The organism is Roseomonas populi (assembly GCF_024594815.1).
Classification (GTDB): Bacteria; Pseudomonadota; Alphaproteobacteria; order Acetobacterales; family Acetobacteraceae; genus Roseomonas; species Roseomonas populi.
Window position 1 is genome coordinate 109,004 of the sequence record NZ_JANJOU010000007.1, and the last position, 14,189, is coordinate 123,192.

A 14,189-nucleotide genomic window follows, 5' to 3' on the forward strand; every position below is an offset into this window, starting at 1 on the left:
GGCCGAGGAAATCTCGCGTTATGGTTGCCTAAATGGCAAGCTGCTAGGATATCGTGAGATACTAGGAAAGCGGGCCGAAATCGCCGAGGCTGGTCCGCGCAGCGCCGGAGAGACCCATGGGAGCCTGCCAGGACCTTTTCCGCCGCATCCTCCGGGGCGGTTCCCGCCTGATTGCCGCCACCGCCTTGATTCACGCCGCGACTGCCTTAGCGGCACCGGAGAGCGACGCCCCGATCCGGCTGCAGGTGGTGGGCGGCCTGGCCGGCGTCAGCCAGTATACCCGCCTTGAGGAACCCTTCTGGACCCAGCGCCTGCCCGAGATCACCAACGGGCGGGTGACGGCCGACATCTCTCCCTTCGACCGCAGCGGGATTCGCGGGCAGGAATCGCTGCGGCTCCTCCGCCTCGGCGTCACGCCCTTCGGCACCGCGCTCCTCAACCTCGCCGCGGCGGAGGAGCCCGAACTTTCGGCCCTGGATACACCCGGCGTTTCCCCGGACATGGCGACCCTGCGCCGCGTCATCGCCTCGAACCGCCCCTGGCTGGAGCAGATGCTGCGAGAGCGGCACGACACGGAGCTGCTGGCCGTGTACGTCTACCCCGCCCAGGTCTTCTTCTGCGCCCGGCCTTTCAACAGCCTGCTGGACCTGCGGGGGCGGCGCATCCGCACCTCCTCTGCCGCGCAATCGGAATGGGTGTCGTCGCTCGGTGCGGTGCCTGTCGTCATTCCCTTCGCGGATATCGTTCCCTCCATCCGTGCGGGTGTGGTGGAATGCGCCATCACCGGTACCCTCTCGGGATGGCAGATCGGGTTGAATGAGGTGACGAGCCACGTGCACGCCATGGCCCTCACCTGGGGCGTCTCGCTCTTCGGGGCAAACCTCACTGCCTGGGAAGGCCTGCCCATGTCGCTTCGGGACATGCTGCGGCGTGAGCTGCGCGAGCTGGAGCAACGGATCTGGGACGCGTCCGATGCCGAGACCGGGCTGGGCCTGGCCTGCAACACCGGCCAGCCGGAATGCCCGCCGGAGCAGCTGGTTCAGCCCGGCTCGGCTCAGCCGCGCGCGAAGGGGCGCATGACGCTGGTGCAGGTGACGGCGGAGGATGATGCGCTGCGCCGGCGGCTGGTCCGCGAGGTGATCCTTCCCCGCTGGGCCGATCACTGCGGGCCAGGCTGCGCGGAGGGCTGGAACGAACGCGCCGGCGAGACACTCGGCGTAGCGGTGACGGCGCCCAGATAAGCCATGCCCGCGCGCCGCCTGCTCCGCTCCATGCAGTCCCGCTCCATCGGACTCTCGATCCTAATCGGCACGGTTGCCCTCCTCGCGATCTATGCCGGGGTGGTGCAGATGATCGTGCGGCAGGGGCGCGACACGGCGGTGCGGAACGCGCAGGAGGAGGCGGCCGCCTCGGCGGAGAATGCGGCGGCCTCCATCAACCGCAGCTTCCTGGCGGTGGACAGCGCCCTGGCTGGGCTGCCGAACCTCCTGGCCCCCGCGCTGACGAGCATGGCGCCCGATACGACGCCGGCGGCCCGCTCGGCCGCCCTCTCGCGCGTGCTGATGGGGCTGAGCGACAGCAGCCTCGGCTTCCGCGACCTCATCCTGCTGCCGGTGGAGGGAGGGACGCCGGTGGCTGCCGCCGTTCCCGGCTCGCGGCGGCGCCCTCCGCCGCTGCCGCACTCGGCGCTGCTCGCACCACCCCAAGCCGCCGCGGGTTCCCGCGGCGGCGTCACCGTCGCGGGCCCGGTGCCGAATCCGGCCACCGGGGAATGGGCGCTGTTCCTGGCGCGGCCAGTGAGGCTGTCGGGACTCCCGCCGCTTCTCGCCGTGGCCGAGGTGCCCGTGCCCGTGGTGGCCGCCGGGCTGACCGGCTATGGCGCCCGCGGCGAGACGGACGGGCTGCGGATCCTGCTGATCCGCAGCGAGGACCGCGTTCTGCTGGCGAGCGCCCCGCATGACGAGGCGCGGATCGGCCGCCCGGTCGCGCGCCCGCTGTCCGAGGGGGTGGATCCCGGGCGCTTCACGGCGCTGCGGCGCACGCTCTACTCCGGCATCCACGTGGTGACGGTGCAGGACAGTGGCCCGGCGCTGCGCGACTGGGAGGACAACGAGAACCGGATCCTCTACGCGGCGGGCGGGCTCGCCGGACTGACGGTGGCCATCGCCGCCCTGCTCTGGGCGATGCTGCGGCAGCGTGACACGGCCGAGGCGGAGCGCGCGCGGGGGCGCCAGCTGCTGGAATCCTCCATCGCGGCAATGTCGGACGGCTTCGTCATGTGGGACGAGGAGGACCGGCTGATCGTCTGCAACGATCGCTACCGGGAGTTCTACCGCGAGAGCGCGCCCGCCATCCGCCCGGGCGCGACGCTGACGGAGATCATGCGGTACGGCGCGGAGCACGGGCAGTATCCCCAGGCCGGACCCGACAAGGAGACTTTCGTCGCCGAGGCGATGTCGCATTACCGCCATCCCTGGAACACGGCGCCCGTGGAGCGCCTGCTGCCGGACGGCCGCTGGATCCTGGTGACGGAACGCCGCGTGCCCGGCGGTGGCTCCGTCGGCATCCGCACGGACATCACCCAGCAAAAGCGCGCCGCCGCCGACCTCGCCGAGGCGCGGGACCAGGCCGCAGCGGCCGGTGCCGCCAAGGGCCGCTTCCTGGCGCGGATGAGCCACGAGCTGAGGACCCCGCTGAACGGCGTGCTCGGCATGGCTCAGGTCCTGGCGAGCGACCCGAACCTCACGCCGGAGCAGCGGGGCAGGGCGGCGATGCTGGAGGCTGCGGGGCGGCACCTACTGGGCGTGGCGAACGACGTGCTGGACCTGGCGCATGTGGAGGCCGGGCGCATGCCGCTGCGGCGCGCGCCGGCGGCGCCGACGCCGCTGTTCGACACCTGCGTGGACCTGATCCGCCCGGCGGCCGCCGCGCGGGACATCACCGTCTCGGCACGGCACGACCCGGCGCTGCCCCCAGGCATGATGCTGGATTCCATGCGAGTGCGGCAGCTCGTGCTCAATCTTCTCTCCAATGCCGTGAAGTTCACCCCTCCCGGCGGGCGGGTGACCCTGCTCTCCTTCACGAAGGGCGAGGGAGCGGGCGAAAAGCTGCGGCTGGAGGTACTGGACACAGGCCCGGGCATCCCCCCGGACCAGCGCGGCAACATCTTCCGCGACTTCGTGCGGCTGGAGCGCACCGGCCCTGACATCCCCGTAGCGGACGGCTTCGGCCTGGGCCTCGCCATCTCCACCGGCATCGTGGAGGCGATGGGCGGGCGTATCGGGGTGGATGACAACCCGGAGGCGACGGCCGAGGGCAAGACGGGCGCGCGGTTCTGGGTCGAGCTCCCGCTCGAGCGGGCGGAGCTGCCGGCGGCGCCCAGTCCCGCCGCATCGACCTCCGTGGCCAGCGGGGCGACCCGGCTTCGGGTGCTGGTGGTGGACGACGTTCCGACCAACCGGCTGGTCGCCCGCGCCTTGCTGGAGCGCGCCGGCCACGAGGCGGAGATGGCCTCGGGCGGCGCGGAGGCCGTGGAGGTTGTGGCCGCCGCCGCCCGGGAGGACCGGCCTTTCGACATCGTGCTGATGGATCTGGCCATGCCCGGGATGGACGGCCTGGAGGCGACCCGCCGCCTGCGCGCCCTGCCGGAGGAGGCCGCGCGTTCCGTGCCGGTCGTCGCGCTCACGGCTGGCGTCTTCGACCGCGACAACGCCGCCTGCCGGGAGGCCGGGATGACGGGCTACCTGGCGAAGCCCGTCACGCGGGAGGCGCTGCTGGCAGAGCTGGAGCGGTCCTGCGCGGGCCGCCTTCCGTCCACCCCGGCCTCCGCTTAGGCAGCGGCCGGGAAGGGCGGCTCAAAAGCCCTCGGACGCCACTTCCTCGGCCCGGCGCCAGACGCGGAGGAAGTTGCCGGCCCAGAGGAGCCCGATCGCCTCCCGGTCGTAGCCACGGCGGTGCAGCGCTTCCGTCAGCCCGCCGGTCTCGCCCGCGTGCATCCAGCCCGTCACGCCACCGCCGCCGTCGAAATCGGAGGAAAGACCGACATGGGCGAGGCCGATGCGGCGAACGGCGTGGTCCACGTGGTCCGCGATGTCCTCCACCGTCGCGGCGTAGCGGCCATCCGGCCCCGGCTCCCGCAGGAAGGCGGGAACGGCGGTGATCTGAACCAGCCCGTTGGAATCCCGCAGCGCGTCCAGCTGTGCGTCGTCCAGGTTGCGGGGGTGCGGCCGCAATGCGGCGCAGCACGCGTGGGTGGCGACGATCGGCGCGCGGGAGGCCTCCACCGCCTGCATCATGGAATCGCGGGAGGCGTGTGAGACGTCCACCAGCATACCCAGCCGGTTCATCTCCTCGATCGCACGGCGCCCCAGGGCGGAGAGGCCGCCATGCAGGGTCGCGGGCTCCGGCCTCCCGTGGCGGGGCCGGGCGGCGTCCGCCAGGTCGTTGTGCCCATCATGGGTCAGGGTGAGGTAGATCGCCCCCAGCCCCCGCCAGAGAGCGAGGCGGGACAGGTCGTGCCCCATGGCGTTCCCGTTCTCCACGGCCATCAGCGCGGCGGTGGCGCGGGCGGCATGGGCGGCCTCCAGCTCCGCCACGCGGGTGGCCAGGCGGCGGCCCTCGCCGTGGAAGGTGTCCCGGATGGCGCGCAACATGGCCTCCGCCCGGGCGCCCGCTTCGGCATGGTCCTGCGGCGTGCGCGGGCCCTGCGGCGTATAGGCGATGAAGACCACCGCCTTCAGCCCCCCGGCCTTCATCCGGGCATAGTCCACGCAGCGCTGGGTCACCCCGCGCGGATCGACGTGGTCCGGCCAGGGAATGTCCACATGGGTGTCGAGGGTGAGGGTCTCGGCGTGAATCTCGGCGTGCATGGATCTTACTTCGTACGGGCGGCGGCGATCTGCGAGATCATCCCTGGCAGGGCCTGCGGGTCCAGCCAGCGGAACACGGCGACGATCCGGCTCGACGGCTCGATCCAGATCGTGTTGCCGCCGGCGCCCACGGCGAAAAGACTGCCCCGGTCCGCATCGGGGAAGCGGCCGCTGCGGTTCAGCCACCAGAGCAGGCCGTAATCCGGGTGCAGCGCGACGGGCTGGCCGGACTCCGCAACCCAGCCCTCCGGCAGGATGCGGCGGCCCTCCCAGGTGCCGTCGTTCAGCATCAGAAGGCCGAGCCGGGCCTGGTCCTCGGCATCCGTCACGATACCGCCGCCCCAGTGACCGCCCCCGGGGACCGAGACAACCGACCGGCCGCCAATCTCCACCGCGGCGTTGTGGTAGCCCTCCCACCGCCAGTCCGGGGAGGATCCGATCGGGTCCGCAACCCGCTCCTTCCAAACCTCCGGCAGCGCGCGGCCGAAGCGGTGCAGCAGGGCGAGGGAGAGGACGTTCACGCGGACGTCGTTGTACTCCCAGTGCTCGCCGGGCGCGGCGAGGGGGCGCGGCCAACCCTTCGGCTTCTTCCCCTCGCTCGCCAGGTCGCGGCCGCGGTCGATCTGGTCCGCCTTGCCGAAGAGGGTGCCCTCCCACTCGCTCGTCTGCTGCAGCAGCATCCGCCAGGTGATCGCGCCGTTGCGCGGGCCGGCGAAGGCAGGGTCGTCCACGCTGGCCGAGACGGGGGCGTCCAGGTCGGTAATCAGCCCATCCAGGACCGCGATGCCGGCGAGGATGGAGAGGCAGGACTTGGCGACGGAGAAGGTCATGTCCGCGCGGCGGGTGTCGCCCCAGCGGGCGGCCAGCACGCCGTCGCGCAGCACCAGCCCGTTCGGGGCGCCGCGCGGCACCACGGGGCCGAGGACCTCGTTGTCAGGGGCGGGCTCGAAGTGCCCGGCCTCGAGATGGGCCAGCAGGTCGCGGGGGAAGGGGCTTTCATGCGCCGCGGCGAAGGCGACCGCCGCCGCCAGCCGGGCGGGGTCGAAGCGCAGCGCCTCGGGCGCGGCTTGCGGGAAGTGGGCGGGGAAGGGGGGTGGGAAGCTCATCGCCGGGCAGGGTGGACCCTCGCGGCGCCCTGGCAAAGGGGGTGGAAACCGCCGCAGCGGCTTGGTGTTGCACGGGGGAATCACCACATCTCCGGCCATGACCCAGACCCCCCAGCCATCTCCTCCCGGCACTGAGGTCGCCCTGCTCGGCGGCGGTTGCTTCTGGTGCCTGGACGCCGTGTACCGCAACCTGGCCGGCGTCTCCGAAGTGGTCTCCGGCTATGCCGGCGGCCAGATGCCGAACCCGACCTATGAGCAGGTCTGCTCAAAGACCACCGGCCACATCGAGGTGGTGCGAGTGGCCTTCGACCCGGCCGTGATCTCCTACTCCGACATCCTCCGGGTGTTCTTCACCATCCACGACCCGACCACGCGCGACCGGCAGGGCGCGGATGTGGGCCCGCAGTACCGCAGCGTGATCTTCTTCGAGAGCACGGAGCAGGAGGCTGCGGCGAAGGAGGTGATGGCCGAGGTGGAGCGCGAGGGGCTGTACAGCGGCCGCATCGTGACGGACCTGCTGCCCGCCCCGGTCTTCTACCCCGCGGAGCCGGAGCATCAGGACTACTTCGCCCGCAACCCCTGGTCCGGCTACTGCCGCGCCGTGGTGGCGCCGAAGGTGGCCAAGTTCCGCAAGGGCTTCGCCCATCGCCTGAAGGAGCGCGCGGCATGAGCGAGGAGATCATCCAGCGCAGCGAGGAGCAGTGGAAGGAGGACCTCTCCCCGGAGGCCTTCCGCGTGCTGCGCTGCCACGGGACGGAGCGGCCGGGCACCAGCCCGCTGAACGTGGAGAAGCGGGACGGCGTGTATCACTGCGCCGGCTGCCAGTCCCCGCTGTTCACCAGCGATACGAAGTACGAGAGCGGCTCGGGCTGGCCGTCCTTCTGGCGGCCGATCGAGGGGGCCGTGTCCACCATTTCGGACCGCTCCCACGGCATGGTCCGGACGGAGGTGCGCTGCGCCGCCTGCGGCGGGCATCTCGGCCACGTCTTCCCCGATGGGCCGCGACCGACCGGGCTGCGCTACTGCATGAATGGCGTGGCGCTGGACTTCCATCCGACGGACGAGGATGGCATCGCGCTGGAGTGACGCCGGCCTTCCACCACGCTGTCGCCGTGGTTAGATGACATCCACGCGGGGCGGGTCCGTGCTACAGGGCCCGCCAGCCGGACCGCCGCCGATTCCCGGCCCGACATTGATCCAGCGCATTTGGGGTGGGCAGCCATGTGGCGAGAATGGCGCGGAAGGGATGGCGCCGGGATGTCGGACCCGTTAACCCGCCCGCCTCATCGTTCCACCTTCCGCGGGCGCGACGGCCGCGCCGCCCGACCCACGACCGGAGCCGCCCGCATGCGTCGCCTCGCCCTCGCGCTGCCCCTCGTCGCGGCAAGCTTCCTTCCCGGGGCCGCCAGGGCGGAGGTGGTGTTCGTGGTGAACTCCATGGACCCCGACATCCAGGTGGTGAATTCCGAGACGCGGGAGGAGATCCGCCGCATCCCCGTGCTGCGGGAGCCGCACCACCTCACCATCTCCCCGGCGAAGGACGTTCTGCTGGTCGGCGATTCCGGGGGGAACGAGATCCTCTTCCTCGACCCCGTCACCGGAGAGGTGAAGAAGCGGGAGCGGATCGCAAACCCCTACAACCTGGAGTTCAGCCCGGACGGGAAGACCCTCGTCGTCACCGGGCTGCGTCGGGACCAGGTGGACATCTACGCCTGGGACGGGCCGACGATGGGCCTGACGTTGCTCGGCCGCGTGAAGCCCGGCGACATGCCCAGCCACATCGCCTACCGGCCCGACAGCAAGATGACCTACGTCACCGTCCAGGGCAGCCGCGCCATCGCGGCCATCGACCTGGAAACCCGGCAGGTTGTCTGGACCTTGCAGGTGGGGCGGGAACCGGCCGGGATCATCTGGCACAACGGCAAGCTGCTGGTCGGCGTCATGGGCGCGGACTACGTGGCCGTGGTGGACCCCGAGGCGCGGAAGGTGGAGCGGCAGATCAAGGTCGGCCGCGGGGCGCACGCGCTGTTCCCCTCGCCGGGCGGCGGGCCGATCTACGCGACCAGCCGCGTGGACAGCCGCATTACGGCGCTGGACCCGGTGACGCTGGACGTGATGCGGACCTACGACGTGCCGGGTGGGCCGGACTGCATCTCCTTCGACGAGCACGGGCGGCTGTGGACCACGCTGAGATGGAACCGGCAGCTCGGCCTGCTGGACCCGGAGACGGGGCAGCTGACCACCTCGCCCGTGGGCCGCTCGCCGCACGGCATCTTCTTCCGAGCCAAGGACCTCGTGCAGGCCCGAAACGAGGCGCCGGCCACGCCGGTGGCGCAGTAGCCGTGGCCGCGGGCTGGCGTTCGGGGCTGCGGCGGGCCTTCCTGGGCGGGCTGACGGCGCTGGCCGCCACCCCCGCCCTGGCGCAGGGCCCGGCCTGCCGGGGCACGCTCTACCTGACCATCGACACGGGTTGGTCCCGGGAAGCCGAGGAGATCGCCGCGGTCCTGCGGCGCCGCAACGTGCGCGCCACCCTCTTCGTCGCGGACGAGCCGAGCTTCCGGGGCGACCGGACGCTCTCCCCTGCCTGGGCGGAGTTCTGGCGGGCGCGGGCGGCCGAGGGGCACGTCTTCGCCAGCCACACATGGCGGCACTGGTACTTCTCGGGCGATCCCGGGGCCGGGCGCGTCCGCTACGCCTCCCGCCGCGCGGGGGAGGGGGCGGAAGTGCTGGACGGGGCGGCGCTGTGTGCCGAGCTCGAGCGGCCGGTCCAGGCGCTGAAGGCCATGGTGCCGGAGGCCAGGATCCTGCCGCTCTGGCGCGCGCCGGGCGGCCGCACCACGCCGAACGCGGTGGCTATGGCCCGCAACTGCGGGCTGACGCACCAGGGCTGGACCGCCAACGGTTTCCTGGGCGACGAGCTGGACGCCGCCGCCCACCCCAATTCCGCGCTGCTGAACCGCAACCTCGCCAATATCCGCGACGGCGAGGTGCTGATCATGCACTGGGGCGTCCGCAGCCGGCGCGAGCCCTTCGCCGGCATCCTGGAGCCGCTGATCGCCGGCTTGCAGGCGCGAGGCTTCTGCTTCGAGACCCTTCCCGCGGAGGGGCGGCGCTGATGCTGGACGCGATCTCCCGCGGCTACGACGCCTTCACCAGTTTCCTGTTCCAGAACGGGGTGCAACCCCTGCTCTACGCCTTCGGGATGATGGAGTGGGAGGAGGACGCCTTCGCCTGGATGGACTTCTTCGTCCTCGGCGTGATCCAGGTGCTCGTCGTCGTTGCCATCTGCCGCCCGCTGGAGGCCTGGCGCCCGGTGGAGCGGTGGGACGACCGGCGCGTGGTCTGGACGGACGTGACCTACACGCTGCTGGCCCGCCTCGGCGTGCTGCCGCTGATCGCCTTCGTGCTGCTGGCGGGTGTTCAGGCACAATTCGATGGCTGGCTGACCGACATGGGCTGGGTGCCGCCAACGCTGGAGACGCTGATCCCCGGCCTGGACACGCGGCCGCTGCTGGCCTTCGCCCTCTATATCCTCATCATCGACTTTGGCGAGTACTGGCGGCACCGGCTGCAGCACACCATCCCCTGGTGGTGGGCGCTGCATTCCATCCATCACGCCCAGGAGAAGATGACCTTCTGGACGGATGACCGGAACCACCTGATCGACGACATGATCGCGGCTCTCTGGGTTGGCGGCATCGCGCTGCTGATCGGCGTGCCGCCCGGGCAGTTCCCGCTGATCGTCCTCATCATGCGCGTGGCGGAGAGCCTGTCCCACGCGAATGTCCGCCTCTCCTTCGGGGCGGTGGGGGAGCGGCTGCTGGTTTCCCCGCGCTTCCATCGCTTCCACCACGGCATCCTCTCGGCCGGGGAGGAGGGGCGGAACTTCGCGGTGCTCTTCCCGGTCTGGGACATGATCTTCCGCACGGGCGATTTCCGGCGCGACATCTTCCCGCGGACGGGCGACCCGGAGGCGCCGCCGAGCCTCGTGCAGGGCGGCTGGTGGCGCCAGCAGGTGGACGGGACCCGGCGGTTCCTCTCCGCGATCCGCGGCGCGCGGGCGGGGTAGGCCGGAGCCCCCTTCAGGAGGCCATCCGCACCGGCTCCGGGCTCAGCCGCCGCAGTTCCGGCAGCACCTTCGTCCCGAAGGCCTCCAGCGCGGCGAGGACGCGCGGCGCGGGCAGGCCGGTGAAGCCCATGTAGAGGCTCCAGTGGCTCGGCGAGAGGGCGTGGAAGTCCTCCGTCAGCAACTCCGCCACGCGGTCCGCCGGGCCGATCGGCGCGTTCTCCAGCAGCCACTCGATGCTCGGCTCGCCCTCGAACGGGATGGAGCGCATGAAGGCCCCGTCGCGCTGCGGCGCCTCCTCCCGCAGGGAGAGGGTGGTGCGGACGAAGCGCAGCATGCCCTCCGCGGCCTGGCGCCGCTCGGCGGGATCGTCGGTCACGAAGACGTAGCGCTGGATGGCGAGCTTCAGGGCGGATTCGGGCAGCCCCCCGGCGCGGAGGGCGGCGAGCAGCTTCTCGCGCATCGGCAGGGCGGCGGCGGCCCGGCGATGGCCCTGGCTGATGAAGAGCGAGCCGCCGGAGCGGGCCGCGCGCTGGAGAAGCCGCGGTTCCCCGCCCGCGAGGAAGAGGGGCGGCACGGCACCGGGAAAGGCGGCGATCGGCGCGTCCGGTACGGAGAAGTGCCGGCCCTGGTAGCCGACGCGCCCCGTGGTGAGGCCCCCGGCGATGATGTCCCAGCCCTCCTCCAGCATGGCCGTGCGCTCGGCCATGGGGATTCCGTAGGTGCGGAACTCGTGCGGCTGGTGGCCGGTGCCGAGGCCGAGCATCAGCCGGTTGCCGGTGAGGGCCTGGAGCATCCCGACCTCCTGCACGACGCGCAGGGGATGGTGGAGGGGCAGCACGACCACGGCCGGGCCCAGGCGCAGGCGTGTGGTCACGGCGGCCGCGTGGGCCACCATCATCAGCGGGGAGGGGCAGACGGAGTGGCTGGTGAAGTGGTGCTCGGCGAACCAGGCGCCGTCGAATCCCAGCGCCTCCGCCAGCCGCACCTTCTCCACCGTCATGCCGAGGATCTCGCCCGGCGTCTCGTCCGGACGGTTCTGGGACATGAGGTTGAAGAGGGCGATATCCATGCGCGGTCTCCGGTTGCCGGGCCGGGATGTAGCAGAAACGATGCCAGGGCGGGCGGGGGGGGGCTAACGCGCGCGGCCCACCTTCCGCGTCATGCCGGCATCCAACGCGCGCAGGCCGCTGCGCTCCGGCAAGGGGATCGGCACGCCGGTGCGGTCGCAGGGCACGACGACACGGCGGGTTAGGCCCGTCAGCCGCTTGAGGCTGGAGGTGCGGCTCTCCGAGTAGCCGGCGAGAAGCACGTCGAAGCTCTCGCTCAACCCGGGCTGGACGGAGACGACCATGCCCCAGTCCCCGACCCGGCCCATGGCCATCTCGCCCCGTTCTGAGGTGCGGAGGCGAACGAGATCGCCCACCTCGTACCGCGAGACATAGGATCGACCATCCGGATCGTAGCTGATTTCCATGGAGCCGCCGCGAGCAGGGGAATGCGGCGATCTTCGACCGATTCGGTAAACCGAATGCTGATGGCCTGGACGGGGATGTCCGCACCCCGGTTGCACCGGCTGACGTGCGTGGCGTTCTTCTGGCGCCGCTCCGAAGCGCCGGGATCCATCGTGCGGGCGCGGTCAGGACGCGCCCGGGCTGCTCCTCCGGCGTGACAGGAGCAGCAACGCGAGGAAGGACAGCGCCGTGAGGGTGCCGGAGAGCAGGAGCGCGGCGCGCGGCCCGGTCGTGTCCAGCACCAGCGCGAAAAGCAGCGGCGCCCCGCCCTGCAGCAGGCGCGTGGGGGCCGCCAGCAGCCCCGTCCGCAGGCCGTAGCCCACTGGCCCGAAGAGGGCGAGCGGCAGCGTCCCCCGCGCGATGGTCAGCAGCCCGTTGCCCGCGCCGTGCAGCAGCGCGAAGGGCAGTGCCGCGACCGGGCCGAGGACCGCCAGCAGCGCCGCGCCGACCGGGTGCAAGCCGGCAGCGAGCCCGGCCGTGACGAGGGGCGATGCCCGCCGCAGCAGCGCGAACTCCGCCACGCGGGCCGCCACCTGCGCCGGGCCGATCAGCGAGGCGGCGAGGACGGCGGCGGCCGGGGTCGCCCCGAGGGCCTCGATGATGCGCGGCATGTGCGCGGCCATGGCGGTGGAGACGAAGGCGGTCGCGGCGAAGACGGCGGCGAGGACCACCATGGTCCAGGGCACGCCGCCGGGCGCGGTGCCGGCCGGGGCCGCCGCAGGCGCGGGTGGCGGGGCTTTGGGCACGAGAAGGCGGTTCATCGGCAGGGCCAGCACCAGGTGCAGGGCGGCCCAGGCAAGCAGGGCGCCGCGCCAGCCCAGGGCCTCGATCATGAAGGCGCTGGCTGGCCATCCCACGGTGCTGGCGAAGCCGGCGAAGAGGGTGATGCCGGTGATGGCGTTGCGCGCCTCACGCCCGTAGAGGCCGGTGACGGTGGCGAAGGCGGCCTCGTAGAGCCCGAACCCCATGCCGATGCCGAGTGCCGCCCAGCCCAGGGCCAGAGTAACCGGCCCGGTCGCCAGCGACAGCAGCGCCAGACCGGCCGCGAAGACGAGGTTGGAGGCCGCGAGCACGTCCCGGCCGCCATAGGCATCGATCAGCCGCCCGGCGGCCGGGCCAACCAGCCCGGAGAGCAGCAGCGCTCCGGAGAAGATCCCGAAGAACAGGGTTCGCGGCATGCCCAACGCCTCGCAGACCGGATCCGCGAAGACGGCTGGGAGGTAGTAGGTGGACCCCCATGCCAGGGTCTGCGTGATCCCCAGCGCGGTGGTGACCAACCCGCGGCGGCGTAAGAGGTCTGCAACCATCGCCGGAACCTCTACCAGCCCGGGATGGGGGTGGCGACCTGGGGCCCGGTCCGGTTCTGCCTCCGGGCGAAGTGGGATGGGGAGCCATGACGTCCGGATGTCCAGGGCAACGCCCGGTCGCCCGGGCCGTTCCTTCCGGCCGGGGGCGGCCCGGGCGCGCGCGGCCCCGCCCCGGCCCAGGTACAGGAGCATCACCGGATGAGCAGCGAAGGCGGCAACCCCCACGCCATGCGCGACCCGCGTTCCCAGCACCCCCGCCCGCCCTTTCCCCGGCAGCCGCAGAACGCCCCGGGCGAGGAGCGGCGGATGGACCCGCCCGCCGACCACGGCGAGGAGAGCTATCGAGGCGCTGGGCGCCTTCCCGGCCGCAAAGCGCTGGTGACGGGCGGTGATTCCGGCATCGGCCGCGCGGCCGCCATCGCCTTCGCACGGGAGGGCGCGGATGTCGCCATCGCCTATCTGCCGGCCGAGGAGACAGATGCGCGCGCCGTGGCGAAGCTGATCGAGGCGGCGGGCCGCAAGGCCGTGCTGCTGCCCGGCGACGTCTCTGACGAAGCCTTCTGCGGGAAGCTGGTGTCGGACGCCGTGGCCCAGCTCGGCGGGCTCGATATCCTCGTGAACAACGCGGGCAAGCAAACGGCCGTGGACTCCATCGCGGAGCTGACGACCGAGCAGTTCGACGCGACCTTCAAGACGAACGTCTACGCGATGTTCTGGATCACCAAAGCTGCGCTGCCGCACATGAAGCCGGGCTCGGCCATCATCAACACCAGTTCCATCCAGGCCATGCAGCCCTCTCCCGCGCTGCTGGACTATGCACCCACCAAGGCCGCGATCCTGAACTTCACCAAGGCGCTGGCAAAGCAGGTGATGGAGAAGGGCATCCGCGTGAACGCTGTTGCGCCGGGCCCGTTCTGGACGCCGCTGCAGCCCTCCGGCGGGCAACCGCAGGAAAAGGTCGAGAAGTTTGGCGGCGAGACCGTTTTCGGCCGCCCCGGCCAGCCGGCCGAGCTGGCGGCGGCCTACGTCCTGCTCGCCTCGCAGGAGGCCAGCTACATGACGGGCGAGTGCATCAGCGCAACAGGCGGCATGACGCCGTTCTGAACAGTCCGGTGTCCGCCGGGCCGGCACCGGCGGACACTCCGAGGCAGCACGGCGTGGCTCCGATGGAACCGCGCTCTGCGTGCCGGCCGGCCGGCCCGGAGTGCGCCGCCGCTGACGGGGAAAACCCCGCCTTCGCGCCCCCGTGGTAGACGGGGGCTACACCAATCGCTGATCCTCCGACACGCTGCGTCGGCCCGGAACCGGGCCGCCCGGGACAGCGGGCA

General features: G+C 71.9%; 13 protein-coding genes. 8 read left to right on the forward strand and 5 right to left on the reverse strand.

The annotated features are described in order from the left end of the window. The first annotated feature begins 116 nt into the window (after nt 1-116). Nucleotides 117-1,241 carry a TRAP transporter substrate-binding protein gene (locus NRP21_RS09750; RefSeq protein ID WP_257716001.1) on the forward strand — a complete coding sequence of 375 codons (1,125 nt, stop codon included), beginning with the start codon at nt 117-119 and terminating at the stop codon, nt 1,239-1,241. 3 nt (nt 1,242-1,244) lie between these two features. After that, nucleotides 1,245-3,833 carry a hybrid sensor histidine kinase/response regulator gene (locus NRP21_RS09755; RefSeq protein ID WP_257716002.1) on the forward strand — a complete coding sequence of 863 codons (2,589 nt, stop codon included), beginning with the start codon at nt 1,245-1,247 and terminating at the stop codon, nt 3,831-3,833. A gap of 21 nt (nt 3,834-3,854) precedes the next feature. Here NRP21_RS09755 and NRP21_RS09760 read toward each other — a convergent pair whose 3' ends face one another. Both NRP21_RS09760 and NRP21_RS09765 read right to left on the reverse strand, forming a co-directional pair. Then, complete coding sequence (locus NRP21_RS09760) at nt 3,855-4,868, reverse strand: dipeptidase (RefSeq protein ID WP_257716003.1); 1,014 nt, start codon at nt 4,866-4,868, stop codon at nt 3,855-3,857. A 5-nt stretch (nt 4,869-4,873) separates the two neighbouring features. Next, nucleotides 4,874-5,974, reverse strand: coding sequence for a serine hydrolase domain-containing protein (locus tag NRP21_RS09765; RefSeq protein ID WP_257716004.1), 1,101 nt, complete (start codon nt 5,972-5,974; stop codon nt 4,874-4,876). Nucleotides 5,975-6,071: 97 nt separating this feature from the next. Between NRP21_RS09765 and msrA the strand changes: the two genes are divergently transcribed. From msrA to NRP21_RS09790, 5 genes are all read left to right on the forward strand, one after another. Next, entirely contained in the window at nt 6,072-6,644 is a 573-nt protein-coding gene (gene msrA, locus NRP21_RS09770) for a peptide-methionine (S)-S-oxide reductase MsrA (protein ID WP_257716005.1), read from the forward strand. After that, nucleotides 6,641-7,060, forward strand: coding sequence for a peptide-methionine (R)-S-oxide reductase MsrB (gene msrB / locus NRP21_RS09775; RefSeq protein ID WP_257716006.1), 420 nt, complete (start codon nt 6,641-6,643; stop codon nt 7,058-7,060). Before msrA ends, msrB begins: the two co-directional genes overlap by 4 nt. 261 nt (nt 7,061-7,321) lie before the next feature. Beyond that, nucleotides 7,322-8,314, forward strand: coding sequence for a YncE family protein (locus tag NRP21_RS09780; RefSeq protein WP_257716007.1), 993 nt, complete (start codon nt 7,322-7,324; stop codon nt 8,312-8,314). Nucleotides 8,315-8,316: 2 nt separating this feature from the next. Further along, nucleotides 8,317-9,090 (forward strand): polysaccharide deacetylase family protein, encoded by a 774-nt coding sequence (locus NRP21_RS09785; RefSeq protein WP_257716008.1) that lies wholly within the window; start codon nt 8,317-8,319, stop codon nt 9,088-9,090. Then, nucleotides 9,090-10,043, forward strand: a complete 954-nt coding sequence (locus tag NRP21_RS09790) for a sterol desaturase family protein (protein ID WP_257716009.1) — start codon at nt 9,090-9,092, stop codon at nt 10,041-10,043. The genes NRP21_RS09785 and NRP21_RS09790 overlap by 1 nt, the downstream gene beginning before the upstream one ends. Before the next feature lie 13 nt (nt 10,044-10,056). On the opposite strand, the gene NRP21_RS09795 is transcribed toward NRP21_RS09790, so the two are convergent. The 3 genes from NRP21_RS09795 to NRP21_RS09805 form a co-directional block, all read right to left on the reverse strand. After that, nucleotides 10,057-11,112 carry an LLM class flavin-dependent oxidoreductase gene (locus NRP21_RS09795; protein WP_257716010.1) on the reverse strand — a complete coding sequence of 352 codons (1,056 nt, stop codon included), beginning with the start codon at nt 11,110-11,112 and terminating at the stop codon, nt 10,057-10,059. A gap of 63 nt (nt 11,113-11,175) precedes the next feature. Continuing rightward, the gene (locus NRP21_RS09800) at nt 11,176-11,517 is read right to left on the reverse strand and encodes a hypothetical protein (protein WP_257716011.1); all 342 of its coding nucleotides are present in this window, start codon (nt 11,515-11,517) and stop codon (nt 11,176-11,178) included. Between the two features lie 162 nt (nt 11,518-11,679). Continuing rightward, nucleotides 11,680-12,861 (reverse strand): MFS transporter, encoded by a 1,182-nt coding sequence (locus NRP21_RS09805; protein ID WP_257716012.1) that lies wholly within the window; start codon nt 12,859-12,861, stop codon nt 11,680-11,682. Between the two features lie 198 nt (nt 12,862-13,059). Between NRP21_RS09805 and NRP21_RS09810 the strand changes: the two genes are divergently transcribed. Beyond that, a complete protein-coding gene (locus tag NRP21_RS09810; protein ID WP_257716013.1) occupies nt 13,060-13,965 on the forward strand; it encodes an SDR family oxidoreductase in 906 nt (301 codons plus the stop codon). Nucleotides 13,966-14,189 lie beyond the last annotated feature (224 nt).

Excerpts from the sequence above, each read along its gene's own strand:
- NRP21_RS09805 (WP_257716012.1), bottom strand. The coding sequence starts at position 12,861 with ATGGTTGCAGACCTCTTACGCCGCCGCGGGTTGGTCACCACCGCGCTG.
- NRP21_RS09810 (WP_257716013.1), top strand. The coding sequence starts at position 13,060 with ATGAGCAGCGAAGGCGGCAACCCCCACGCCATGCGCGACCCGCGTTCC.
- NRP21_RS09780 (WP_257716007.1), top strand. The coding sequence starts at position 7,322 with ATGCGTCGCCTCGCCCTCGCGCTGCCCCTCGTCGCGGCAAGCTTCCTT.
- NRP21_RS09755 (WP_257716002.1), top strand. The coding sequence starts at position 1,245 with ATGCCCGCGCGCCGCCTGCTCCGCTCCATGCAGTCCCGCTCCATCGGA.
- msrA (WP_257716005.1), top strand. The coding sequence starts at position 6,072 with ATGACCCAGACCCCCCAGCCATCTCCTCCCGGCACTGAGGTCGCCCTG.
- NRP21_RS09790 (WP_257716009.1), top strand. The coding sequence starts at position 9,090 with ATGCTGGACGCGATCTCCCGCGGCTACGACGCCTTCACCAGTTTCCTG.
- msrB (WP_257716006.1), top strand. The coding sequence starts at position 6,641 with ATGAGCGAGGAGATCATCCAGCGCAGCGAGGAGCAGTGGAAGGAGGAC.
- NRP21_RS09765 (WP_257716004.1), bottom strand. The coding sequence starts at position 5,974 with ATGAGCTTCCCACCCCCCTTCCCCGCCCACTTCCCGCAAGCCGCGCCC.
- NRP21_RS09760 (WP_257716003.1), bottom strand. The coding sequence starts at position 4,868 with ATGCACGCCGAGATTCACGCCGAGACCCTCACCCTCGACACCCATGTG.
- NRP21_RS09800 (WP_257716011.1), bottom strand. The coding sequence starts at position 11,517 with ATGGAAATCAGCTACGATCCGGATGGTCGATCCTATGTCTCGCGGTAC.
- NRP21_RS09795 (WP_257716010.1), bottom strand. The coding sequence starts at position 11,112 with ATGGATATCGCCCTCTTCAACCTCATGTCCCAGAACCGTCCGGACGAG.
- NRP21_RS09750 (WP_257716001.1), top strand. The coding sequence starts at position 117 with ATGGGAGCCTGCCAGGACCTTTTCCGCCGCATCCTCCGGGGCGGTTCC.